A 21,052-nucleotide genomic window follows, 5' to 3' on the forward strand; every position below is an offset into this window, starting at 1 on the left:
AGGCGGGAAGCGACGGACAACGGACATTTCCGGAGCGTCTGGTTAGTACTCTTCTTTATAAAAGAAGAAAAACTCTCAAAAGGAGAATAAAAGTGACTGCGCTAAATTTGATTCCCGGCCAACTGAGCCTTGCCCAACTGCGTGATATCTATCAGCAGCCGGTCAAAATCACCCTCGACAACAGCGCCTCGGCCCAGATCGAAGCCAGCGTTGCCTGCGTGGAACAGATCCTCGCCGAGAACCGTACCGCTTACGGTATCAACACCGGTTTCGGCCTGCTGGCTTCGACCCGTATCGCCAGTGAAGACCTGGAAAACCTGCAGCGCTCGCTGGTCCTGTCCCACGCCGCCGGTGTCGGCGAGCCGATCAGCGACGCGCTGGTACGACTGGTCATGGTGCTCAAGGTCAACAGCCTGAGCCGTGGTTTCTCCGGCATTCGTCGTAAGGTCATCGACGCACTGATCGCCCTGATCAACGCCGAGGTTTACCCACACATTCCATTGAAAGGTTCGGTCGGTGCATCCGGTGACCTGGCGCCTTTGGCCCATATGTCCTTGGTGCTGCTGGGCGAAGGTAAAGCTCGCTACAAAGGCGAGTGGATGGAAGCAACCGAAGCACTGAAAGTCGCCGGTCTGACCCCGCTGACCCTGGCTGCGAAAGAAGGTCTGGCGCTGCTCAACGGCACCCAGGTTTCCACCGCGTACGCACTGCGTGGTCTGTTCGAAGGTGAAGACCTGTTCGCTGGCGCTGTGGCGCTGGGCGCCCTGACCGTCGAGGCCGTGCTGGGCTCGCGCTCGCCGTTCGACGCACGGATCCATGCCGCTCGCGGTCAGAAAGGCCAAATCGACGCCGCTGCCGCTTACCGCGATTTGTTAGGTGAGCGCAGCGAAGTGTCCGACTCGCACCAGAACTGCGAAAAGGTCCAGGACCCGTACTCCCTGCGCTGCCAGCCGCAAGTCATGGGCGCCTGCCTGACTCAGTTCCGTCAGGCTGCCGAAGTGCTCGCCATCGAAGCTAACGCCGTATCGGACAACCCGCTGGTGTTCGCCGCTGAAGGCGACGTGATCTCCGGCGGTAACTTTCACGCCGAACCGGTCGCCATGGCTGCCGACAACATGGCATTGGCCATCGCTGAAATCGGCTCCCTGAGCGAGCGCCGTATTTCGCTGATGATGGACAAGCACATGTCGCAACTGCCGCCGTTCCTTGTCGCCAATGGCGGCGTGAACTCCGGCTTCATGATCGCCCAGGTTACAGCGGCGGCACTGGCCAGCGAGAACAAGGCGTTGTCCCATCCGCACTCGGTGGACAGCCTGCCGACGTCGGCAAACCAGGAAGACCACGTTTCCATGGCCCCGGCTGCCGGTAAGCGCCTGTGGGAAATGGCCGAAAACACTCGCGGTGTTCTCGCGGTGGAATGGTTGGCGGCTTGTCAGGGGCTGGATCTGCGTGAAGGTCTGAAGACCTCGTCGAAACTGGAAAAGGCCCGGGCGATTCTGCGTAAAGAAGTGCCGTTCTATGAGAAGGATCGGTTCTTTGCGCCGGACATCAATGCCGCGACTGAATTGTTGGCGACGCGTTGCCTGAATGATTTGGTGTCGGTGAAATTACTTCCGAGCCTGTAATGGCCTCTTCGCGAGCAGGCTCGCTCCCACAGGGATTGGGTGAACACTGAAAATCCCTTGTGGGAGCGAGCCTGCTCGCGAATCGATTTTGAACAAGACGAGGAATTCGGGATGAAAACTCTCTGGCAACACTGCCACGTCGCAACCATGGCGCAAGGCGTCTACTCGATCATCGAGGATGCGGCCATCGTGACGTCAGGTGCGCACATTGAGTGGATCGGCCCACGCGCTGAACTGCCGGCGGGCGAATACCCGGCCGTCAATGATTTAAAAGGGGCTTGGGTGACGCCGGGCCTGATCGACTGCCACACCCACACGGTGTTCGGCGGTAACCGCAGCGGTGAATTCGAACAGCGTCTGCAAGGCGTCAGCTACTCGGAAATCGCCGCGGCCGGTGGAGGCATTGCCAGCACCGTACGCGCCACCCGCGCGGCGACCGAAGACGAGTTGTTTGCCAGCGCCGCCAAGCGTCTGAAGAGCCTGATGCGCGACGGCGTGACCACGGTCGAGATGAAATCCGGTTACGGCCTGGACCTGGCCAGCGAACGCAAGATCCTGCGGGTCATCCGCCGTCTCGGCACCGAACTGCCAGTCAGCGTGCGCAGCACTTGCCTGGCCGCTCACGCTTTACCGCCGGAATACGCGGATCGCGCCGACGACTACATCGACCATATCTGCGCCGAAATGCTCCCGGCCCTGGCCGCCGAAGGGCTGGTAGATGCGGTGGACGCGTTCTGTGAATACCTGGCGTTCTCGCCCGCGCAGGTCGAGCGGGTGTTCATCACGGCACAGGAACTCGGCTTGCCGGTGAAGCTGCACGCCGAGCAGTTGTCGTCCCTGCACGGTTCGAGTCTGGCGGCGCGTTATCACGCACTGTCGGCCGATCACCTGGAATTCATGACCGAAGACGACGCCATCGCCATGGCCAAGTCCGGCACCGTCGCGGTGTTGCTGCCTGGCGCCTTCTACTTCCTGCGGGAAACCCAGTTACCGCCGATGGACGCTCTGCGCAAACACGGCGTGAAAATTGCCATCGCCAGCGACCTCAACCCCGGCACGTCGCCAGCGTTGTCGTTGCGCTTGATGCTGAACATGGCGTGCACCTGTTTCCGTATGACCCCGGAAGAAGCCCTGGCAGGCGCGACAATTCATGCCGCCACCGCGTTGGGCATGGCCGAGACTCACGGCTCGCTGGAAGTCGGCAAGGTCGCGGATTTCGTCGCCTGGCAAATCGATCGTCCGGCCGACCTGTCGTACTGGCTGGGCGGTGACCTGGAAAAACGCGTCGTGCGTCACGGCGTCGAAACAAGCGTTTAGGAGAACAGTTGTGGATAAGGTTCTGAACTTCAAACAAGGGCGCGTGCCGTTGCTGATCAGCATGCCCCACGCCGGCCTGCGCCTGACCCCGGCGGTGGAAGCGGGGTTGATCCCCGACGCGAAAAGCCTGCCGGACACTGACTGGCACATCCCGCGGCTATACGAATTTGCTGCCGAGCTGGGCGCCAGCACCTTGGCCGCCGAGTACTCGCGTTTTGTCATCGACCTGAACCGCCCGTCTGACGACAAGCCTTTGTATGTCGGCGCCACCACCGGCCTGTACCCGGCGACGCTGTTCGATGGCATTCCGTTGTTCCGTGAGGGCATGGAGCCGTCGGCGACGGAACGGGCGAACTATCTGGAGCAAGTCTGGACGCCGTATCACAGCACCTTGCAAAACGAGCTGGCGCGACTGAAAGCCGAGTTTGGCTACGCAATATTGTTCGATGCGCATTCGATCCGCTCGGTGATCCCGCACCTGTTCGACGGCAAGCTGCCGGACTTCAACCTTGGCACCTTCAACGGTGCCAGTTGCGATCCACAGTTGGCCAGTCAGCTGGAAGCCATCTGCGCGCGCCACGGCGATTACAGCCATGTGCTGAACGGTCGCTTCAAGGGCGGCCACATCACTCGCCATTACGGCAATCCGGCAGCGAACATCCATGCGGTGCAACTGGAGTTGGGCCAGTGCACGTACATGGAAGAGTTCGAGCCGTTCCGTTATCGCCCGGATCTGGCAGCACCGACTCAGGTGGTGCTCAAGGAATTGCTGCAAGGGCTGCTCGCCTGGGGGCAGGAACACTACAAGCGCTAAAGCTCAGCACAATACCTTGTGGCGAGGGAGCTTGCTCCCGCTCGGCTGCGCAGCAGTCGCAAAGTCTGCAAACCGGTCCGTCTGACTCAAAATCAAGGCCAGCAACACTGTTGCGTTCAAGCCAGGAAAATCGTTGAAAGACCGTAACACGCACCGACTTTCCACATAGCGAGTGAGCGGGATAAAAAATGGGCACGCCAACGAGGTTGGTTGCCCATTTTTTTATGCCTGACGAATCAGCTGACTCGATTTTGTTGCTTGGCGAGTATCGCTGCCATTTCCGGCTCATCCAGATGATCCAGCGCTCGCTCCACCATCAAATGCACCCCGTCGGCCATGCGGCTGAGCGCCAAGGCTACGGAGCGGCGGGAACCGTCCACATCGTCGGCGAGGTTGGCGGCGATGGCGCTGATGGACAGCAAATCTTCCGAGGCATTGGCGAGAAGGGTTTCAGGGTTGATGCCCGGGCAGACGCTGAAGAGCTGGCCGTTGCGTTTTGGTGGTTTGGGGTCGGCTGGCGGGAAGTGATGGTCGAGGGCGCGCTCGGCGGCTTCGTTGAGTTTGTTTGAATCGGGGCTTACATAGGGGGAGACCGGGTCGGTGTCCGGCGGGTTTGGAGTTACCTTGAACATTGGCTCTAACCTCTAAGAGTGAGGCCGCAACCCGTGCGCTACTAAACGAAAGGGAGGCAGCTGTGCACAGGTTAGTAGACCGACGAGCCAAGAAATCGGCGCGCCCGAGGGCGCCCTGCGCACAGCCGCCATCAAGTGCAGGAATGGGATACCTGACTGATAGAGACATCGTGCGACTTGGCAACAACGGGCTACTAAACCCGATCACTGATGGGCAGTGACAGGAACCAAGTTACCGACCGCCCCCAAGGCGCACAAGCCGGCGGATTCTGGCGTAGCCGTAGGCAACGACGCAAGGTGTTGTAGCTTGCAGGAAGTAACCTTGAGGCGTTTTAAACAAATGCTGTCTAGCGGTGTTTAACTACCGAAATGTTGGCAAGAACGAGTCTGAAAAAACCGGCTGAAAAACTCTGACTCTGCAAGGCATGCTCATTGGCGTAATTCGGGTTTATGATGCCGGACGGCAGAATAATAGAAGTCCCCCCAGGGATGACCTCGACCCCTTACGGAGCGCGCAATGCAGACTTTGTACCCGCAGATCAAACCCCACGCCCGGCACGATCTGGCCGTCGATGAAACTCACACGCTGTATGTCGACGAAAGCGGTTCACCGCAAGGTTTGCCGGTAGTGTTCATCCACGGCGGCCCCGGCGCCGGGTGCGATGCCCAGAGCCGTCGGTATTTCGATCCGAACCTGTACCGCATTGTGACCTTCGACCAGCGCGGTTGCGGTCGTTCCACGCCCCACGCGAACCTGGAAAACAACACTACCTGGGATCTGGTCGCCGACCTTGAGCGGATTCGCCAGCACCTTGGCATCGATAAATGGGTGTTGTTCGGCGGTTCGTGGGGTTCGACCCTGGCGCTGGCCTACGCGCAAACTCACCCGGAGCGTGTGCACGGTCTGATTCTGCGCGGAATTTTTCTCTGCCGACCGCAAGAAATCGAATGGTTCTACCAGTGCGGCGCCAGTCGTCTGTTCCCCGATTACTGGCAGGACTACATTGCGCCCATCCCGCTGGACGAGCGCGATGACTTGCTCTCGGCTTTCCACAAACGCCTGACCGGCAACGATCAGATCGCCCAGATGCATGCGGCCAAAGCCTGGTCCACGTGGGAAGGCCGGACCGCCACCCTGCGCCCGAACCCGCTGGTGGTCGATCGCTTCTCCGAACCTCAGCGCGCCCTGTCGATTGCCCGTATCGAATGTCACTACTTCACCAACAATGCGTTCCTTGAGCCGAACCAGCTGATCCGCGACATGGACAAGATCGCTCATTTGCCCGGTGTGATTGTCCATGGCCGTTACGACGTGATCTGCCCGTTGGATAACGCCTGGGAACTGCATCAAAACTGGCCGAACAGTGAATTGCAGGTGATCCGTGACGCCGGCCATGCCGCCTCCGAGCCGGGCATTACGGATGCACTGGTTCGCGCCGCCGATCAGATGGCCCGGCGTATGCTCGACCTGGCCCCTGAAGAAGCATGAAGGGCCTGCTGCAACGCGTGCGTGGTGCGCGAGTCGAGGTAGCGGGGGAAGTGGTGGGTGCCGTCGATCAGGGTTTGCTGGTGTTGGTCGCGGTTGAGCCTGAGGATACACGCGCCAGCGCCGACAAACTTCTGCATAAGCTGCTTAACTATCGTGTATTCAGTGACGCCGAGGGCAAGATGAATCTGTCCCTGGCGGAGGTAGGCGGTGGGTTGCTGCTGGTCTCACAGTTCACCCTGGCCGCCGATACCAAGAGCGGGTTGCGCCCGAGTTTTTCGACCGCTGCCCCTCCGGCCCTGGGCGAGGAAATTTTCGACTATCTATTAGGCAAGGCGAAACAGGTGCATGGCACTGTGGCATCAGGTAGATTCGGCGCGGATATGCAGGTGCACCTGGTCAACGATGGCCCGGTAACCTTCCTGTTACAGACCTGAAAGCGCTTGAAACATGTTTTTAAGGGCTTTTCGACTGAAAACAGGCGTTTTTCGCGATAAATACTTTGTTACCCCTGATGCGTTGTAACGCGGCCTACTAGATAATCGCGCGCTACGGGGATCAGCGTTCGTTGGTCCATTTTCACTTAGGTAGAGACTTGTCCTGGACCGTTTGGGGAATCATTTAGTCCCCTCGGAGTCGGAACAATGCTCGCCAACTTGGCAAGAGTGGTCTGTAGGGTCGGTTTTTTCATGCCGCACACCTCACAGGCACTTTAACTGGCCGTTGGTTTTTTGATCTGTTTTCGGCGAGGGTTGCTCGTGATTGTTAGTCCCTGTAATGCACCAAAATTGTCTGCCAAACGGTTACGAAGCGCTCTGGTAGCGGGCTCTGCACTGCTTTGCCTGCTCAGCGCCGGTCAGCTTTGGGCATTCAATCTGGATGATGTATCGGTCAAGGCAAAAGAGCTGGCCGGGCAGAAATACGAAGCCCCGCGCAGTAACCTGCCGAACGAGTTCCGCGAGATGAAATTCGCGGACTATCAAAAAATTCGCTTCCTGACCGAAAAAGCCGAGTGGGCCGATCAGAAAACGCCGTTCAAGCTGTCGTTCTATCACCAGGGTATGCATTTCGATACGCCGGTGAAAATCAACGAAATCACGGCTAACAACGTCGAAGAGATCAAATACGACCCAAGTCGGTTCGATTTCGGCGACGTAAAGTTTGATCCTAAAGCCACCGAAAAATTGGGTTATGCCGGTTTTCGTGTGCTGTACCCGGTCAACAAGGCCGACAAGCAAGACGAAATCTTGACCATGCTCGGCGCGAGTTATTTCCGCGTTGTCGGCAAGGGGCACACTTATGGCTTGTCCGCTCGCGGCATGGCCATTGATACCGCGTTGCCGTCTGGCGAAGAATTCCCGCGTTTCACCGAGTTCTGGATTCAACAGCCAAAACCGGGTGACAAGCACTTGGTGATCTTTGCTTTGCTGGATTCGCCACGGGCGACTGGTGCCTATCGCCTGACCCTACGTCCGGGCAGCGACACCGTTGTCGACGTCAAGGCCAAAATGTTCCTGCGTGACAAAGTCACCAAGCTTGGCGTTGCGCCGCTGACCAGCATGTTTCTGTTCGGCGCCAATCAGCCGTCGAAAGTGCTGAACTACCGTCGCGAACTGCACGACTCCAGCGGTCTGTCGATCCATGCCGGCAATGGCGAGTGGATCTGGCGTCCACTGAATAACCCGAAACACCTGTCGGTGAGCAACTTCGCCATCGAGAACCCGCGTGGCTTCGGCTTGCTGCAACGTGGCCGCGACTTCAGCCACTACGAAGACCTCGACGACCGCTACGACAAGCGTCCAAGTGCCTGGATCGAACCAGAAGGCGATTGGGGCAAGGGGTCCGTCGATCTGGTCGAGATTCCGACTGCCGACGAAACCAACGACAATATCGTTGCGTTCTGGAGTCCGGAAAAGCTGCCTGAGCCTGGCCAGCCGCTAGACGTCGCTTATCGCATGCACTGGACCATCGACGAAGCCGCACTTCACGCACCTGACAGCGCCTGGGTCCAACAAACCCTGCGCTCCACGGGTGACGTGAAACAGTCCAATCTGATCCGTCAGCCGGACGGCAGCGTTGCCTATCTGGTGGACTTCGAAGGTCCGTCCCTTGCAGCACTGCCGGAAACTGCGGACGTTCGCAGCCAGGTCAGCGTTGGCGAGAATGCCGAGCTGGTCAAGAACAGCGTACGTTACAACCCTGAAACCAAGGGCTGGCGCCTGACTCTGCGGATGAAAATCAAGGATCCGGGCAAGCCTACCGAGATGCGTGCTGCACTGGTCAAGAACGTCGTGACTGCCGACCTCGCCAAAACATCGGTACCCGCATCCAATTCTTCCGTCGCCAAGGCCGACAAGGTTGCCGCCAAGCAACAAGAGAAGATGGATAAGGAAGCCAAGCAAGCCGAGGCCAAACAAGCCGAAGCCAAGCCGGCCGCAGATTCCAAGGACAAGGACAACAAAGACGCCAAGCAGCCAATCGCTGCCGACGCGGCCCCAGCCACACCGGAATCGGCACCGACTGAAGAAGTCCTGACCGAGACCTGGAGCTACCAGTTGCCTGCCGATGAGTAATTCTCAAGTACAGCCAGAGACTCTTGCTGAGTATCTGGCGCATCTGCCAATGACCGACGAGCAGCGCGCGGAACTCGCGGGCTGCAAGTCTTTCAGCGAGCTGCACCAGCGTCTGTCGTCCTCGACGTTCGATGCACCGGCCGAGGCTGCGCAAGCCTCGGTGGGGCGTCGTTTGACCCTGAACACCGCTGAAGAACTGGAAGAAGCGGAAATGCTGGTGCTTGATGCCAGCGGTCGGGTTTGCCTGCGGGCAACCCCGCCGATTCGTCGGACCAAAGTCGTACCGGAGCCGTGGCGCACCAACATTCTGGTGCGTGGCTGGCGGCGTCTGACCGGTCGCACCAATCCACCGGCCCCGCCGAAAGACGAGAACGTATTGCCGGCAGCTCGCTGGCGTACCGTCGGCTCGATCCGCCGCTACATTCTGCTGGTATTGATGCTCGGTCAGACCATCGTCGCCGGCTGGTACATGAAAGGCATCATGCCGTACCAGGGCTGGTCGTTCGTCGATCTGAACGAAGTCCTGCATCAGCCGTTCCTGCAAACCGTCACGCAAGTACTGCCGTATGCGCTGCAGACCAGCATCCTAATTCTGTTCGGGATTCTGTTCTGCTGGGTGTCGGCCGGTTTCTGGACGGCACTGATGGGCTTCCTCGAGTTGCTCACCGGTCATGACAAATACCGCATTTCCGGTAAAAGCGCCGGCAACGAGCCGATCCCCACGGACGCTCGCACCGCACTGGTGATGCCGATCTGCAACGAAGACGTGCCACGGGTGTTTGCCGGTTTGCGGGCGACCTTCGAGTCGGTCGCGGCCACGGGTAACCTGGATCGCTTCGACTTCTTTGTCCTCAGCGACAGTAACGACGCCGATATCTGCGTCGCCGAGCAGCAAGCCTGGCTGGACGTCTGCCGTGAAGCCAAGGGCTTCGGCAAGATTTTCTATCGCCGCCGTCGCCGTCGCGTTAAACGTAAAAGCGGCAACCTCGACGACTTCTGCCGGCGTTGGGGCGGTGATTACAAGTACATGGTCGTGCTCGACGCGGACTCCGTGATGAGCGGCGAATGCCTGACCAGTCTGGTGCGCTTGATGGAAGCCACCCCGGACGCCGGGATCATCCAGACCGCGCCGCGCGCTTCGGGCATGGACACGCTCTATGCACGCATGCAGCAGTTTGCGACCCGTGTGTATGGCCCGCTGTTTACCGCCGGTCTGCACTTCTGGCAGTTGGGCGAATCCCATTACTGGGGCCACAACGCGATCATCCGCATGAAGCCGTTCATCGAGCACTGCGCCCTGGCGCCGTTGCCTGGTAAAGGTGCGTTTGCCGGTGCAATTCTGTCCCACGACTTCGTCGAAGCTGCGCTGATGCGCCGTGCCGGCTGGGGCGTGTGGATTGCCTACGACTTGCCGGGCAGCTACGAAGAATTACCGCCGAACCTGCTGGACGAACTCAAGCGTGATCGTCGCTGGTGCCACGGCAACTTGATGAACTTCCGGCTGTTCCTGGTCAAGGGTATGCACCCGGTGCACCGTGCGGTGTTCCTGACGGGCGTGATGTCTTACTTGTCGGCGCCGTTGTGGTTCTTCTTCCTTGTGCTGTCGACGGCGCTGCTGGCGGTCAACACGCTGATGGAGCCGCAGTACTTCCTTGAGCCGCGTCAGCTCTATCCGCTGTGGCCACAATGGCACCCGGACAAGGCGATCGCGCTGTTCTCGACCACCGTCGTGCTGCTGTTCCTGCCGAAGTTGTTGAGCATCATCCTGATCTGGGCCAAGGGCGCGAAAGAGTTCGGTGGCAAGTTCAAGGTGACCCTGTCGATGCTGCTGGAGATGCTGTTCTCCATGCTGCTGGCGCCGGTGCGGATGATTTTCCACACCCGTTTCGTCCTCGCCGCGTTCCTCGGTTGGGCCGCGACCTGGAACTCTCCACAACGTGACGATGACTCCACGCCATGGAGCGAAGCGGTAAAACGCCACGGCCCGCAAACCTTGCTGGGCTTCTTCTGGGCCCTGCTGGTGATCTGGCTGAACCCGAGCTTCCTCTGGTGGCTGGTGCCGATCGTCGGTTCGTTGATGCTGTCGATTCCGGTGTCGGTGATCTCCAGTCGAGTCGGCCTGGGCCTCAAGTCCCGTGACGAAAGCCTGTTCCTGATCCCTGAAGAATACAATCCGCCACAGGCATTGCTGGCGACCGACCAGTACACCCACGAAAACCGTTGGCATGCGCTGAACGACGGCTTCGTCCGGGCAGTGGTCGATCCACAGCAGAACGCCTTGGCGTGCTCACTGGCGACGTCCCGTCACCGTCAGGCCGAGCCGATCGAGTGGCTGCGGATTGAGCGGGTTCGTCATGCGCTGAAAGTCGGGCCTGAGGGTCTGAACAACAATGAGCGCGTGCAACTGCTTAGTGACCCGGTGGCATTGGGTCGTCTGCATGAGCAGATCTGGAACGAAGGTCACCCCGAGTGGCTGGAGGCGTGGCGTAAATCGGTGAAGGCCGATCCCCATGCGCCGCTGTTGCCGCTCAAGCCGTTGAGCGTGCAGCCTCAGTTGGCATAACAAAAAACCCCGCGAAAGCGGGGTTTTTTATTGCGCTGATCAGCCCGGCCGATTAAACCTTGAACCTGCCCACCAGCATCTGCAGATGCGTCCCCAGCCGCGCCAGCTCAACGCTGGACGCCGCAGTTTCTTCACTGGCTGCCGAGGTCTGCTCGGATACATCGCGCACGTTCAGCACGCTACGGTTGATCTCTTCGGCCACCGCGCTCTGCTGTTCGGCTGCCGCAGCAATCTGCTGGTTCATCGACTGAATCGCTGACACGGTGCGGGTGATGCTTTCCAGTGAGCCGCCGGCGCGGCGGGTCAGTTCGACGCTGCTGTCGGTCAGGCTGCGACTGTTGTCCATGATGGTCGCTACTTGCTGGGTGCCGGTTTGCAGGCCGACGATCAGCTCTTCGATTTCTTCGGTGGACTTCTGGGTGCGCTGGGCCAGGCTGCGGACTTCGTCGGCGACCACCGCAAAACCGCGTCCGGCCTCACCGGCACGGGCGGCCTCGATGGCGGCGTTGAGGGCCAGCAGGTTGGTTTGCTGGGCCACGGACTTGATCACGTCGAGCACGCTGCCGATCTTGTCGCTTTCACGTTTGAGATGACCCATGGCTTCGGTGGAGTTGCCGACTTCTTTGGCCAGGCGTTCGATCTGGGCGATGGCTTCACCGACCACTTTGTCACCTTCGCGGGCCTGCTGGTCGGCGGCAACCGCGGCTTCGGACGCTTCTTCGGCGTTACGCGCGACTTCCTGCACCGTGGCGGTCATCTCGTTCATGGCGGTGGCCACCTGGTCGGTCTCGATCTTCTGGCTGTTGACCCCGGCGCGGGTCTGCTCAGTGACTGCCGACAGCTCTTCAGCGGCGCTGGCGATTTGCGTGACGCCGTTACTGATGCCACCGATCAACTCGCGCAGGCCCAGGGTCATGCTCTGCATGGCGCGCTGTAGCTGGCCGAGTTCGTCCTGGCGCTCAGAGATAAGGTTCTGGGTCAGGTCGCCGGCAGCAACGCACTCCGCCACTTTGAGGGTCTGGCTCAGGGGAATCACGATCTGACGAGTGATGGCCCAAGCGGCAAGCAGGCCGAAGGCGAGCGCCAGGACGGTGGCAAGCAGCAGCAGGTTTTTGGCGTGCGCAGCGTCGGTGTCACGGACGATGGTTTGCGACACGGTGAGTTTTTTGCTGGTGTCGCGCAGGATCTGGCCTTGATCGGCCATGCGTTGGAGGGCCGCGGCGCTGGCGACCTGAGAGTCGCGGAACTGGCTGACGGCGGCGCGATAGGCCTTCAACGAATCCGTAGCTTGCTGCAGGTTGGTGATGTGCTGTTCCGGCAGTCTGGAGGGCAGGCTCTCGAGGTTTTTCAGCGCGTTGTCGATGGCGTCAAGAGCGGGTTGCTCGGCCTCGGTTTTGCCGCTGTAGGTATAGCCGCGAACCTGGAAGCGCGCTTGCTGGATCAGTTTGCTCAGGTCGATCACGCTGTTGAAATCGGCGACGCTGTCACCTTGCAGCATGGATTTTTCGACTTCGGCGACACGGGCCACGGCGTTGTCGGCGGTGGCGCCGAGTTTGCCGCGGGCGTCTTCGCGGTTGGCGCCGGCCTGGGTCATGGCGGTGAAGGCTTGTTTGTACTCACTGACGGCGGCCAGTTGCTGGTCGATCATGGCCGCGTCGGCCGGTTGTTCGATCAACGTGCGTGCGGTTTTCAGGCCGGTATCGAGTTGGCCAAGCAGGTCGTTGACCGCACCGGGGCCTTGTTCGCCGCGACGTATTTCGTAATCCAGACGGGCCAGGCGCAGGTCTTTGGCCAGGTCATTGAGGCTGGCAATAAAACCCAGCTTATCGCCGCGACTCATCACGCCGCTCAGCCCGGTCCAACCGGTGAAAGTGATCAATAAGGTAAGAAGCAGCACCAGACCGAAGCCGATACCCAGTTTGCGATTGACGCTGACGTTCCCCAGTTTCTCGGCTATCCATCGGTACATGCTGCTACTCCCTCGAACCATTTGTTGGTTTTATGGGGACTGTATCGGCAGGCGGCCGGGTATCTGTAGGATTAGAAAAGGCGTGCTAGCAGTGCAGTGACGGCGGTTTCGACCCGCAGGATGCGGTCGCCCAGCTGCACCGGTTGCAGACCGGCTTTGCCCATCAGATCGATTTCGTAGGGAATCCAGCCGCCTTCGGGGCCGATCGCCAGGGTCACCGGTTCGTCCAGGCCACGGGGGCAGGGCGGGTAATTGCCGGGGTGGCCGACCAGACCAAGTGTGCCTTCGGTGATGGCGGGCAGACGGTCTTCGACGAACGGCTTGAAGCGCTTCTCGATAACGACTTCCGGCAACACGCTGTCCCGGGCCTGTTCGAGACCGAGAATCAACTGCTCGCGAATCGCCTCGGGCTCCAGGAACGGGGTTTGCCAGAAGCTCTTCTCGACGCGATAGCTGTTCACCAGCACGATTCGCGGCACACCCATGGCCGCCACGGTCTGAAACACCCTACGGAGCATTTTCGGGCGTGGCAGGGCCAGAATCAGGGTCAGCGGCAGCTTGGTGGGTGCTGGCTGGTCGAGGTTGACGCGCAGTTCGGCTTCATCGGCGTCCAGGCGCAGCAGTTCAGCCGAGCCCATCAAGCCACCTATACGCCCGACTCGCAGGCTGTCGCCGACAACCGAACGGTGGACTTCCTGCATGTGCGTCAACCGGCGATCGCGCAGGATCGCCCTGTCGGCCGCAATGAAGTCGGCCTCTTCGAGAAGCAGCAGGTTCACGGTTGAGTCGCTGGCGGCTGGTCGTTGTTATCGTCGGCGGGCTGGTCGTCCGGATGATCGCCGCGCTTGCTGATCAGGCCGCCGAACAGGATGCCGATCTCAAACAGCAGCCACATCGGTACGGCCAACAGCGTCTGCGAGAAGATGTCCGGCGGCGTCAGGATCATGCCAACCACGAAGCAGCCGATGATCACGTACGGGCGGATCTTCTTCAGGTATTTGACGTCGACCACGCCGATCCACACCAGCAGCACCACGGCCACCGGGATTTCGAACGCCACGCCAAAGGCAAAGAACAGCGTCATCACGAAATCGAGGTAGCTGGCGATGTCGGTCATCATTTCCACACCGGCCGGGGTGGCGGCGGCGAAGAATTGGAAGATCAACGGGAACACCAGGTAATAGGCGAACGCCATGCCGGTGTAGAACAGGAGGATGCTGGACATCAGCAACGGCACGGCAATGCGCTTCTCATGCTTGTAGAGGCCCGGGGCGATGAAGCCCCAGATCTGATGCAGGATCACCGGGATCGCCAGGAACAGCGAGACCATCATGGTCAGCTTCAACGGCGTCAGGAACGGCGACGACACGTCGGTGGCGATCATCGTCGCGCCCACTGGCAGGTACTGACGCAGCGGCGTGGAGACGAAGGTGTAGATCTGCTGGGTGAAGGCAAACAGCCCGGCGAAGATGATGAAGATCGCCACTACGCAACGCAGCAGACGGGTACGCAACTCGGTGAGGTGCGAAACCAGCGGCATGTGCTGGTCGTTTTCAGGGAGATCGCTCATGAGACTCGCGGCGGCAAAGTGGTGTCGTGAGGAGCCGGCGTTGTCGGCGCGGCGGCAGGAGCAACGGGGTCTGCGGGTGCCACAACCGGTACCGGTTCGACGGCGGTCAGCGTTTCGGCCGGAGCCGCTTCAGCGTTTGGCGCATGAATCGTCGGCGTTGCCACCGGTTCAACCGGCGTCGGCTCCTGCTGAGTCGGCGTGAAAATCTTCCGCGCCTCCTGCTCCAGCGACAGAATGTGCTCGTTGTGCAGTTGCCGACGAATCTCGTCGGCACCGATTTCACGTTCAACTTCCTGTTTGATCGCGTTGAAGCTGCGCTTCAGGCGTCCGACCCACAGGCCGGCGGTGCGCGCAGCACCCGGCAAACGCTCGGGGCCCAGCACCAGCAGGGCTATGAGGCCGACGAGCAGCAGTTCAGAGAAGCTGATACCAAACATTAGTCAGTGCTCACACGTCTTTGCGGATCGGCTCTTCGACTTTTTGCGCCTGCACGTCGATGGTGTGCGGCTGGTTCACGGACTGTGTGGTCTGAGGCTGAACCGGTGGCACCGGTTGGGCCGGGGTCGCATTTGGGTCGGTCGGTTTTTCGTCGTCGTTCATGGCTTTCTTGAAACCCTTGATCGACTCGCCCACATCAGTGCCGAGGTTTTTCAGTTTCTTGGTGCCGAACACCAAAACGACAACAACCAGAATGACGATCCAGTGTTTCCAGTCAAAAATGCCCATGTTGCTGCTCCTCTCTAATAGTTGTTCAGGCTGACGGACGCGAGGCTTTCTCGGCGTGTCCGGACAGACCGAAACGACGGTCCAGTTCATCGAGTACAGCCTGTGGATGCTGCCCCAGTTGGGCGAGCATGACCATGCTGTGGAACCACAAATCGGCGGTTTCGTAGATCACATCGCTGCAGTCGCCGCTGATCGCGGCATCCTTGGCGGCAATGATGGTTTCGACCGACTCTTCGCCGACTTTTTCCAGAATCTTGTTCAGGCCCTTGTGGTACAGGCTGGCGACATACGAGCTATCGGCAGCGGCGCCTTTGCGCTCTTCCAGCACTTGGGCCAGACGGGTCAGAGTGTCACTCATGAGTGTGTCCTGCGGAATAGATGGCGTGCGGGTCTTTCAAAACCGGGTCGACGGTTGTCCAGTCGCCGTTCTCGAAGACGCGGTAGAAGCAGCTCTGACGGCCGGTATGGCACGCGATGTCGCCGATCTGCTCGACCATCAGGATGATCACGTCGGCGTCACAGTCCAGGCGCATCTCATGCAGCGTCTGTACGTGGCCGGACTCTTCACCCTTGCGCCACAGCTTGCCACGCGAGCGTGACCAGTAAATGGCGCGGTTCTCGGCAGCGGTCAGTTCCAGCGCTTCACGGTTCATCCAGGCCATCATCAGGACGCGCCCGGTCTTGTGATCCTGGGCAATCGCCGGCACCAGGCCATCAGCGTCCCACTTGATCTCGTCCAGCCAGTTTTTCATCTTCGACTCCGACAGCGGGTTCCACACTTCATTAGTCGAACCCAAGCGTTGAAACAGTGTGCCAGCGTGCGGGGTCTCTGGCTATCGGCGAACGACCAGATACAAACCGACGGCCACCATGATGCCGGCCGGCCAATGCCCGAGTTCGTTCAACGGCCCACCGGCAGCGAGTATTGTGCCGCCTGCCAGGTGCGCACAGCCGAGCAGGCGCATGAACCAGTCGTCCTTACGCCGGTGCCACGGCGGCGGTGGGTCGTAAGCGTGCGGTTGGGACATGCGCTCGAGCAGGTCACGGGCCATGTTGGCCAGGTGCGGCAGTTGTTCGAACTGGCTCTGCACGTTGCCGAGCAAGGCTTTGGGGCTGACCCGCTCACGCATCCAGCGTTCGAGGAACGGCTGCGCGGTGTTCCACAAATCGAGGTCCGGGTACAACTGACGGCCCAGGCCTTCGATGTTCAACAAGGTTTTTTGCAGCAGCACGAGCTGCGGCTGCACTTCCATGTTGAAGCGCCGAGCGGTCTGGAACAGGCGCATCAGCACCTGGCCGAATGAAATATCTTTTAACGGTTTTTCGAAGATCGGCTCGCAGACAGTGCGGATCGCCGCCTCGAATTCGTTGAGTTTGGTTTCCGCCGGCACCCACCCCGAATCGATGTGCAGCTGGGCCACACGGCGATAGTCGCGCTTGAAGAACGCGAACAGGTTGCGCGCCAGGTAGTCCTGGTCTTCCGGGGTCAGGCTTCCGACGATGCCGCAGTCGATCGCAATGTATTGCGGGCTCCACGGGGTGACGGTGCTGACGAAGATGTTGCCCGGGTGCATGTCGGCGTGGAAGAAGCTGTCGCGGAATACCTGGGTGAAGAAGATCTCGACGCCACGTTCGGCGAGCATTTTCATGTCGGTGCGCTGGTCGGCCAGGGTCGTCAGATCGGTGACCTGAATGCCATAGATGCGCTCCATCACCAACACTTTCGGCCGGCACCAGTCCCAATAGACTTGCGGCACGTAGAGCAGCTCCGAGCCGTCGAAGTTGCGCTTCAACTGGCTGGCGTTGGCCGCTTCACGCAGCAGGTCGAGTTCGTCGTAGATGGTTTTTTCGTAGTCCAGGACCACGTCCACCGGGTGCAGCAGACGCGCGTCGGCCGAGAGCTTTTCGGCGGTGCGGGCGAGGATGAACAGCCACGCGAGATCCTGCGCGATGATCGGTTTGAGGCCCGGGCGGATGACCTTGACCACCACTTCTTCACCGGTTTTGAGCTGCGCGGCATGCACCTGCGCCACCGAGGCCGAGGCCAGCGGTTCGACGTCGAAGCGGCTGAACACTTCACTGATCTTTTTGCCGAGCTGCTCTTCAATCAGCTTGATCGACACTTGCGAGTCGAACGGCGGCACGCGGTCCTGCAGCTTCATCAGCTCATCAGCGATGTCTTCCGGCAGCAGGTCACGGCGGGTGGACAGGATTTGCCCGAACTTGATGAAAATCGGTCCCAGGTCCTGCAACGCCAGGCGCAATCGTACGCCACGGCTCAGGTCCAGCGTCTTGCGCGGGAACCAGCGCCACGGCAAGGCATAACGCAGCGCCAACAAAAACCACGGCAATGGCAGGGCGAACAGCAGGTCATCGAGACGGTAGCGAATCACAACGCGCTGGATGCGCAACAAACGGCGGACGGCAAGCAGCTTCATGCGTTATCGCTTGGGTCGAGGGATCGGGAAAGGCGCTCGAAGCGCGCCTCGAGACGTTCCAGATCGAGCTTGATCTGGTCCAGTTCACTGAAACGGGCTTCGGCTTCGCGCTGGCCGACGAGGGTGCGCGATTCTTCGGCCAGGTACTCGCCAAGGTTCTGATTGAGGCTGGCGAACCCATGCTGATAAAAGCGTGCGCGACTGCGCAGATGACCGCCGAGCAGTTGCGTGGCGACAGGTCCCAGCACGCGTGCGAGTTCGTACTCCCAGTCCAGCTCAAGGTCCTGAAGGATCGCCGCCAGTTCCAGCAGCACGCCGCTGTCGCCGTCGAGTTCGACTTCAGGAGCATGCAGGACCGAAGTCTTGTCCTTGCTCATTGCCAGTTTCAGCAGGCTGGAGGCCGGTGCGCGCAAGGTGCAGTCGGCGCCGGTTTCCCAGTGGGAAGCCAGCATCAAGCCTTCGTCGCTGGGCAGGATGAACACTTGCAGCGCCGGGCTGCGGCAGTCGACGGCAATCACCTTGCCACTCAAGTGCGCCAGCCGCGGCAGTGCCGTGCTGTCGAGACGCAGCACCCGGTTCAGACCGAGTTCAACGCTGGCGAGCAGGCCGGCCAGCAACATCAGGGTTTGATGCCACGGTGCAGGGCGACGATGCCTGCGGTCATGTTGTGGTAGGTCACGCGGTCGAAACCGGCCTCGACCATCATCGACTTCAGCGTTTCCTGATTCGGGTGCATGCGGATCGATTCGGCCAGGTAGCGATAGCTTTCCGAGTCGTTGGTGATCAGCTTGCCCATCAGCGGCATGAAGGCGAACGAGTAAGCGTCGTAGGCTTTGGACATCAGCGCGTTGGTCGGTTTGGAGAACTCCAGCACCAGCAGACGGCCGCCCGGTTTCAGCACGCGCAGCATCGAACGCAAGGCGTCTTCTTTATGGGTAACGTTGCGCAGGCCGAAAGCGATGGTCACGCAGTCGAAATGGTTGTCCGGGAATGGCAGCTTTTCAGCATCGGCCTGGACGAATTCGACATTGCCAGCCACACCCAGATCCAGCAGGCGGTCACGACCGACCTTGAGCATGGATTCGTTGATGTCAGCCAACACGACCTGGCCGGTCGGGCCAACGAGGTGCGAGAACTTCTTGGTCAGATCGCCCGTGCCGCCGGCGATGTCCAGCACGCGGTTACCGGTGCGCACGCCCGACAGCTCGATCGCGAAACGCTTCCACAGACGGTGCATGCCGCCCGACAGGAGGTCGTTCATCAAGTCGTACTTGGCGGCTACCGAGTGGAAAACCTCAGCGACTTTTTCCGCTTTTTGGCTTTCCGGAACGTTTTTGAAACCGAAGTGAGTGGTGGGTTCGGCATCGCTGCCTTTGCGCTGATCAGTCATATCGCTGTCACCAGAAGAGAATGCGGGACATTCTAATCCCGGTGGCCTGCTTTGTCTTGGCAAGGCTGAAGGTAAGATAGGTAACCGCCGGGACGTTTTGCCGCAGTAGCGGTCAAGATGCTTCAGGAAAGTATCCATAAAGCAGGAGTCATTTGATGGCCCGTATTAGTGTTGAGCGTGCCCACGGCCTGGGTAAGGAAGCAGCCCGCGAGAAGGCTGACAAGTTGGCGCAGAAACTGTCCGATCAATATGGCCTGGAGCCGCAATGGGCCGGCGACACCCTGAACCTCAAGCGTTCCGGTGTGAAAGGCGCGGTGTATGTGGGCGAGCATTCGATCAAGGTCGATGTCGAACTTGGTCTGTTGATGTCGGCCATGAGCAGCACCATCAAATCGGAAATCGAGAAGGCCCTCGATAAAGCGTTGGCTTGATCCCGCAGAGATCGCTGCCACGTTTCACTCGACAGCTCCTACAGGTGTACGCCGCCGTCCTTTGTAGGAGCTGTCGAGTGAAACGTGGCTGCGATCTCTTCCATAAGGCACCACCGATTTATGTCAGTTGTTAGGGTGCCGTTTCTAATTATTCTCACTACTTTGTGCCTGAGCCCGACGCTTTCGCGGGCAGTTCCTCAAACCTTCTGCGCGTGAGGTGCACCATGGCCAAAGTTATTTTGAAGAAAAAAATCGACGCTTCGACGACTGCTCTGAGCGACGTTAAATCTTACGCCCGCAAGATCTGGCTGGCAGGCCTGGGGGCCTACACCAGGGTCGGCCAAGAGGGCAACGAGTACTTTCAAGAGTTGATCGTCGCGGGTCAAGCTGTTGAAAAGAAAGGCAAAGAAGCAGTTGCCGAGAAACTTGAAGCAGCGAATGCCGAGATCGATGAAGCCAAGAGTGAAGTCACTACTTTCAAAGGTAAGGTCGAAGTTCAACTCGACAAGGTCGAGAAGGCTTTTGACTCGCGTGTAGCAAGTACCTTGAATCGTATCGGCATTCCGTCTAAACATGACGTTGAGACACTCTCTGCCAAGCTCGATGAGCTGACGGCATTGCTCGAACGCGTCGCGCAAAAATCTTAAGGAGAACGGGATGGCTGGTAAAAAGAATACTGAAAAAGAAGGCAGCTCGTGGATCGGGAAAGTCGAAGACTACTCCCGCAAAATCTGGCTGGCTGGTTTAGGCGTGTACTCGAAGATCGACACTGACGGCAGCAAGCTCTTCGATACATTGGTCAAAGACGGCGAGAAAGCCGAAAAACTCACCAAGAGCGCTGTCGACAAAAAAGTCGATGCGGCCAAGGACTCTGCTTCGTCGGCCAAGTCGCGCATCAGCGGCGTGAAAGATCGCGCACTGGGCAAGTGGGATGAGCTGGAAGGGGCTTTCGACAAGCGTCTGAACAGCGCCATTTCGCGCCTGGGTGTACCGAGCCGCAATGAAGTCAAAGCGCTGCACAGCAAGGTCGATACCCTGACCAAGCAGATCGAGCGTTTGACCGGTGCGAAGGTTGCGCCGGTTGCGGCGAGAACCGCAGCGGCCAAACCTGCAGCGAAGTCCGCTGCCAAACCACTGGCCAAGGCTGCCGCTAAACCGGCTGCCAAACCAGCGGCCAAAACTGCCGCAGCGAAACCTGCAGCAAAAACCGCTGCGGCCAAACCTGCGGCAAAACCTGCCGCAGTGAAGAAGCCAGCAGTGAAAAAACCGGCAGCTCCGAAAGCCGCTGCACCAAAACCAGCAGTGGCTGCCGCCAAACCGGCAACCCCGGTCAGCGCATCGAACTCCGCTGCTGCGCCAACCCCTGCTGCAACCACGACTGTCGCGCCAGCTCCATCGACGCCAACCAGTCAGTCCTGATTTCAGGGCTCAAGAAAACGCCCGGCCTGTAAAGGTCGGGCGTTTTTGTTTGTGCACGACTCGTAAAGCACCGCCGTCCCCTGTGGGAGCGGTGTTCAG

General features: G+C 59.8%; 21 protein-coding genes and 1 pseudogene. 10 read left to right on the top strand and 12 right to left on the bottom strand.

What is annotated here, in order from left to right; translation table 11 throughout:
- The first annotated feature begins 92 nt into the window (after positions 1 to 92).
- The 3 genes from hutH (at position 93) to hutG (ending at position 3,756) form a co-directional block, all read left to right on the top strand.
- The gene (gene hutH, locus ACYZTX_RS03195) at positions 93 to 1,625 is read left to right on the top strand and encodes a histidine ammonia-lyase (RefSeq protein WP_462032916.1); all 1,533 of its coding nucleotides are present in this window, start codon (positions 93 to 95) and stop codon (positions 1,623 to 1,625) included.
- Positions 1,626 to 1,736: 111 nt separating this feature from the next.
- Positions 1,737 to 2,942, top strand: a complete 1,206-nt coding sequence (hutI, locus tag ACYZTX_RS03200; protein ID WP_462032917.1) for an imidazolonepropionase — start codon at positions 1,737 to 1,739, stop codon at positions 2,940 to 2,942.
- 10 nt (positions 2,943 to 2,952) lie between these two features.
- Positions 2,953 to 3,756 carry an N-formylglutamate deformylase gene (gene hutG / locus ACYZTX_RS03205; protein WP_462032918.1) on the top strand — a complete coding sequence of 268 codons (804 nt, stop codon included), beginning with the start codon at positions 2,953 to 2,955 and terminating at the stop codon, positions 3,754 to 3,756.
- 236 nt (positions 3,757 to 3,992) lie between these two features.
- Here the strand turns inward: hutG and ACYZTX_RS03210 are convergent, their stop codons facing one another.
- Positions 3,993 to 4,388, bottom strand: a complete 396-nt coding sequence (locus tag ACYZTX_RS03210) for a DUF6124 family protein (RefSeq protein ID WP_462032919.1) — start codon at positions 4,386 to 4,388, stop codon at positions 3,993 to 3,995.
- Positions 4,389 to 4,905: 517 nt separating this feature from the next.
- Between ACYZTX_RS03210 and pip the strand changes: the two genes are divergently transcribed.
- The 4 genes from pip (at position 4,906) to mdoH (ending at position 11,010) form a co-directional block, all read left to right on the top strand.
- Positions 4,906 to 5,877 carry a prolyl aminopeptidase gene (pip, locus tag ACYZTX_RS03215; protein ID WP_462032920.1) on the top strand — a complete coding sequence of 324 codons (972 nt, stop codon included), beginning with the start codon at positions 4,906 to 4,908 and terminating at the stop codon, positions 5,875 to 5,877.
- Positions 5,874 to 6,311 carry a D-aminoacyl-tRNA deacylase gene (gene dtd, locus ACYZTX_RS03220; protein ID WP_462032921.1) on the top strand — a complete coding sequence of 146 codons (438 nt, stop codon included), beginning with the start codon at positions 5,874 to 5,876 and terminating at the stop codon, positions 6,309 to 6,311. Before pip ends, dtd begins: the two co-directional genes overlap by 4 nt.
- A 321-nt stretch (positions 6,312 to 6,632) precedes the next feature.
- Positions 6,633 to 8,447: a glucan biosynthesis protein G gene (locus ACYZTX_RS03225; RefSeq protein ID WP_462032922.1), complete on the top strand. Its 1,815-nt coding sequence runs from the start codon at positions 6,633 to 6,635 to the stop codon at positions 8,445 to 8,447.
- Positions 8,440 to 11,010, top strand: coding sequence for a glucans biosynthesis glucosyltransferase MdoH (gene mdoH / locus ACYZTX_RS03230; protein WP_462032923.1), 2,571 nt, complete (start codon positions 8,440 to 8,442; stop codon positions 11,008 to 11,010). Before ACYZTX_RS03225 ends, mdoH begins: the two co-directional genes overlap by 8 nt.
- 52 nt (positions 11,011 to 11,062) lie before the next feature.
- Here the strand turns inward: mdoH and ACYZTX_RS03235 are convergent, their stop codons facing one another.
- From ACYZTX_RS03235 to ubiE, 11 genes and pseudogenes are all read right to left on the bottom strand, one after another.
- Positions 11,063 to 11,935 carry a methyl-accepting chemotaxis protein gene (locus ACYZTX_RS03235; protein WP_462036978.1) on the bottom strand — a complete coding sequence of 291 codons (873 nt, stop codon included), beginning with the start codon at positions 11,933 to 11,935 and terminating at the stop codon, positions 11,063 to 11,065.
- Positions 11,921 to 13,000 (bottom strand): annotated as a pseudogene (locus tag ACYZTX_RS03240) (methyl-accepting chemotaxis protein); the annotation flags it as partial. The pseudogene ACYZTX_RS03240 and the gene ACYZTX_RS03235, both read right to left, overlap by 15 nt.
- Before the next feature lie 50 nt (positions 13,001 to 13,050).
- The gene (locus ACYZTX_RS03245; RefSeq protein ID WP_462032924.1) at positions 13,051 to 13,758 is read right to left on the bottom strand and encodes a 16S rRNA (uracil(1498)-N(3))-methyltransferase; all 708 of its coding nucleotides are present in this window, start codon (positions 13,756 to 13,758) and stop codon (positions 13,051 to 13,053) included.
- Entirely contained in the window at positions 13,755 to 14,549 is a 795-nt protein-coding gene (gene tatC, locus ACYZTX_RS03250; RefSeq protein WP_462032925.1) for a twin-arginine translocase subunit TatC, read from the bottom strand. Before tatC ends, ACYZTX_RS03245 begins: the two co-directional genes overlap by 4 nt.
- A complete protein-coding gene (gene tatB, locus ACYZTX_RS03255; RefSeq protein WP_462032926.1) occupies positions 14,546 to 14,986 on the bottom strand; it encodes a Sec-independent protein translocase protein TatB in 441 nt (146 codons plus the stop codon). The genes tatC and tatB overlap by 4 nt, the downstream gene beginning before the upstream one ends.
- Before the next feature lie 10 nt (positions 14,987 to 14,996).
- Positions 14,997 to 15,275 carry a twin-arginine translocase TatA/TatE family subunit gene (locus ACYZTX_RS03260; RefSeq protein WP_462032927.1) on the bottom strand — a complete coding sequence of 93 codons (279 nt, stop codon included), beginning with the start codon at positions 15,273 to 15,275 and terminating at the stop codon, positions 14,997 to 14,999.
- A 25-nt stretch (positions 15,276 to 15,300) separates the two neighbouring features.
- Positions 15,301 to 15,633, bottom strand: a complete 333-nt coding sequence (locus ACYZTX_RS03265; RefSeq protein ID WP_007899279.1) for a phosphoribosyl-ATP diphosphatase — start codon at positions 15,631 to 15,633, stop codon at positions 15,301 to 15,303.
- On the bottom strand, positions 15,626 to 16,027 hold the full coding sequence (gene hisI / locus ACYZTX_RS03270; RefSeq protein WP_150796910.1) for a phosphoribosyl-AMP cyclohydrolase: 402 nt from the start codon (positions 16,025 to 16,027) through the stop codon (positions 15,626 to 15,628). The genes ACYZTX_RS03265 and hisI overlap by 8 nt, the downstream gene beginning before the upstream one ends.
- An 81-nt stretch (positions 16,028 to 16,108) precedes the next feature.
- Complete coding sequence (gene ubiB / locus ACYZTX_RS03275) at positions 16,109 to 17,713, bottom strand: ubiquinone biosynthesis regulatory protein kinase UbiB (RefSeq protein ID WP_462032928.1); 1,605 nt, start codon at positions 17,711 to 17,713, stop codon at positions 16,109 to 16,111.
- A complete protein-coding gene (locus tag ACYZTX_RS03280) occupies positions 17,710 to 18,333 on the bottom strand; it encodes a ubiquinone biosynthesis accessory factor UbiJ (RefSeq protein WP_462032929.1) in 624 nt (207 codons plus the stop codon). The genes ubiB and ACYZTX_RS03280 overlap by 4 nt, the downstream gene beginning before the upstream one ends.
- The gene (ubiE, locus tag ACYZTX_RS03285; RefSeq protein WP_007948968.1) at positions 18,333 to 19,103 is read right to left on the bottom strand and encodes a bifunctional demethylmenaquinone methyltransferase/2-methoxy-6-polyprenyl-1,4-benzoquinol methylase UbiE; all 771 of its coding nucleotides are present in this window, start codon (positions 19,101 to 19,103) and stop codon (positions 18,333 to 18,335) included. The genes ACYZTX_RS03280 and ubiE overlap by 1 nt, the downstream gene beginning before the upstream one ends.
- Positions 19,104 to 19,258: 155 nt before the next feature.
- Between ubiE and ACYZTX_RS03290 the strand changes: the two genes are divergently transcribed.
- From ACYZTX_RS03290 to ACYZTX_RS03300, 3 genes are all read left to right on the top strand, one after another.
- Positions 19,259 to 19,534: a polyhydroxyalkanoic acid system family protein gene (locus ACYZTX_RS03290; RefSeq protein WP_462032930.1), complete on the top strand. Its 276-nt coding sequence runs from the start codon at positions 19,259 to 19,261 to the stop codon at positions 19,532 to 19,534.
- Positions 19,535 to 19,758: 224 nt separating this feature from the next.
- Positions 19,759 to 20,181 (top strand): phasin family protein, encoded by a 423-nt coding sequence (locus tag ACYZTX_RS03295; RefSeq protein ID WP_347802194.1) that lies wholly within the window; start codon positions 19,759 to 19,761, stop codon positions 20,179 to 20,181.
- A 10-nt stretch (positions 20,182 to 20,191) separates the two neighbouring features.
- Positions 20,192 to 20,953: a phasin family protein gene (locus ACYZTX_RS03300; protein WP_462032931.1), complete on the top strand. Its 762-nt coding sequence runs from the start codon at positions 20,192 to 20,194 to the stop codon at positions 20,951 to 20,953.
- Positions 20,954 to 21,052 lie beyond the last annotated feature (99 nt).

The sequence above is a fragment of the Pseudomonas sp. MDT1-17 genome (assembly GCF_054898105.1).

What these genes read in the sequence shown, in the direction of transcription:
- ACYZTX_RS03235 (WP_462036978.1), bottom strand. Translation starts at nt 11,935, where the DNA reads ATGCAGAGCATGACCCTGGGCCTGCGCGAGTTGATCGGTGGCATCAGT.
- hutI (WP_462032917.1), top strand. Translation starts at nt 1,737, where the DNA reads ATGAAAACTCTCTGGCAACACTGCCACGTCGCAACCATGGCGCAAGGC.
- ACYZTX_RS03260 (WP_462032927.1), bottom strand. Translation starts at nt 15,275, where the DNA reads ATGGGCATTTTTGACTGGAAACACTGGATCGTCATTCTGGTTGTTGTC.
- ACYZTX_RS03210 (WP_462032919.1), bottom strand. Translation starts at nt 4,388, where the DNA reads ATGTTCAAGGTAACTCCAAACCCGCCGGACACCGACCCGGTCTCCCCC.
- ACYZTX_RS03295 (WP_347802194.1), top strand. Translation starts at nt 19,759, where the DNA reads ATGGCCAAAGTTATTTTGAAGAAAAAAATCGACGCTTCGACGACTGCT.
- ubiE (WP_007948968.1), bottom strand. Translation starts at nt 19,103, where the DNA reads ATGACTGATCAGCGCAAAGGCAGCGATGCCGAACCCACCACTCACTTC.
- ACYZTX_RS03280 (WP_462032929.1), bottom strand. Translation starts at nt 18,333, where the DNA reads ATGTTGCTGGCCGGCCTGCTCGCCAGCGTTGAACTCGGTCTGAACCGG.
- ACYZTX_RS03265 (WP_007899279.1), bottom strand. Translation starts at nt 15,633, where the DNA reads ATGAGTGACACTCTGACCCGTCTGGCCCAAGTGCTGGAAGAGCGCAAA.
- mdoH (WP_462032923.1), top strand. Translation starts at nt 8,440, where the DNA reads ATGAGTAATTCTCAAGTACAGCCAGAGACTCTTGCTGAGTATCTGGCG.
- ACYZTX_RS03300 (WP_462032931.1), top strand. Translation starts at nt 20,192, where the DNA reads ATGGCTGGTAAAAAGAATACTGAAAAAGAAGGCAGCTCGTGGATCGGG.
- dtd (WP_462032921.1), top strand. Translation starts at nt 5,874, where the DNA reads ATGAAGGGCCTGCTGCAACGCGTGCGTGGTGCGCGAGTCGAGGTAGCG.
- pip (WP_462032920.1), top strand. Translation starts at nt 4,906, where the DNA reads ATGCAGACTTTGTACCCGCAGATCAAACCCCACGCCCGGCACGATCTG.
- tatC (WP_462032925.1), bottom strand. Translation starts at nt 14,549, where the DNA reads ATGAGCGATCTCCCTGAAAACGACCAGCACATGCCGCTGGTTTCGCAC.
- ubiB (WP_462032928.1), bottom strand. Translation starts at nt 17,713, where the DNA reads ATGAAGCTGCTTGCCGTCCGCCGTTTGTTGCGCATCCAGCGCGTTGTG.
- ACYZTX_RS03290 (WP_462032930.1), top strand. Translation starts at nt 19,259, where the DNA reads ATGGCCCGTATTAGTGTTGAGCGTGCCCACGGCCTGGGTAAGGAAGCA.
- hisI (WP_150796910.1), bottom strand. Translation starts at nt 16,027, where the DNA reads ATGAAAAACTGGCTGGACGAGATCAAGTGGGACGCTGATGGCCTGGTG.
- tatB (WP_462032926.1), bottom strand. Translation starts at nt 14,986, where the DNA reads ATGTTTGGTATCAGCTTCTCTGAACTGCTGCTCGTCGGCCTCATAGCC.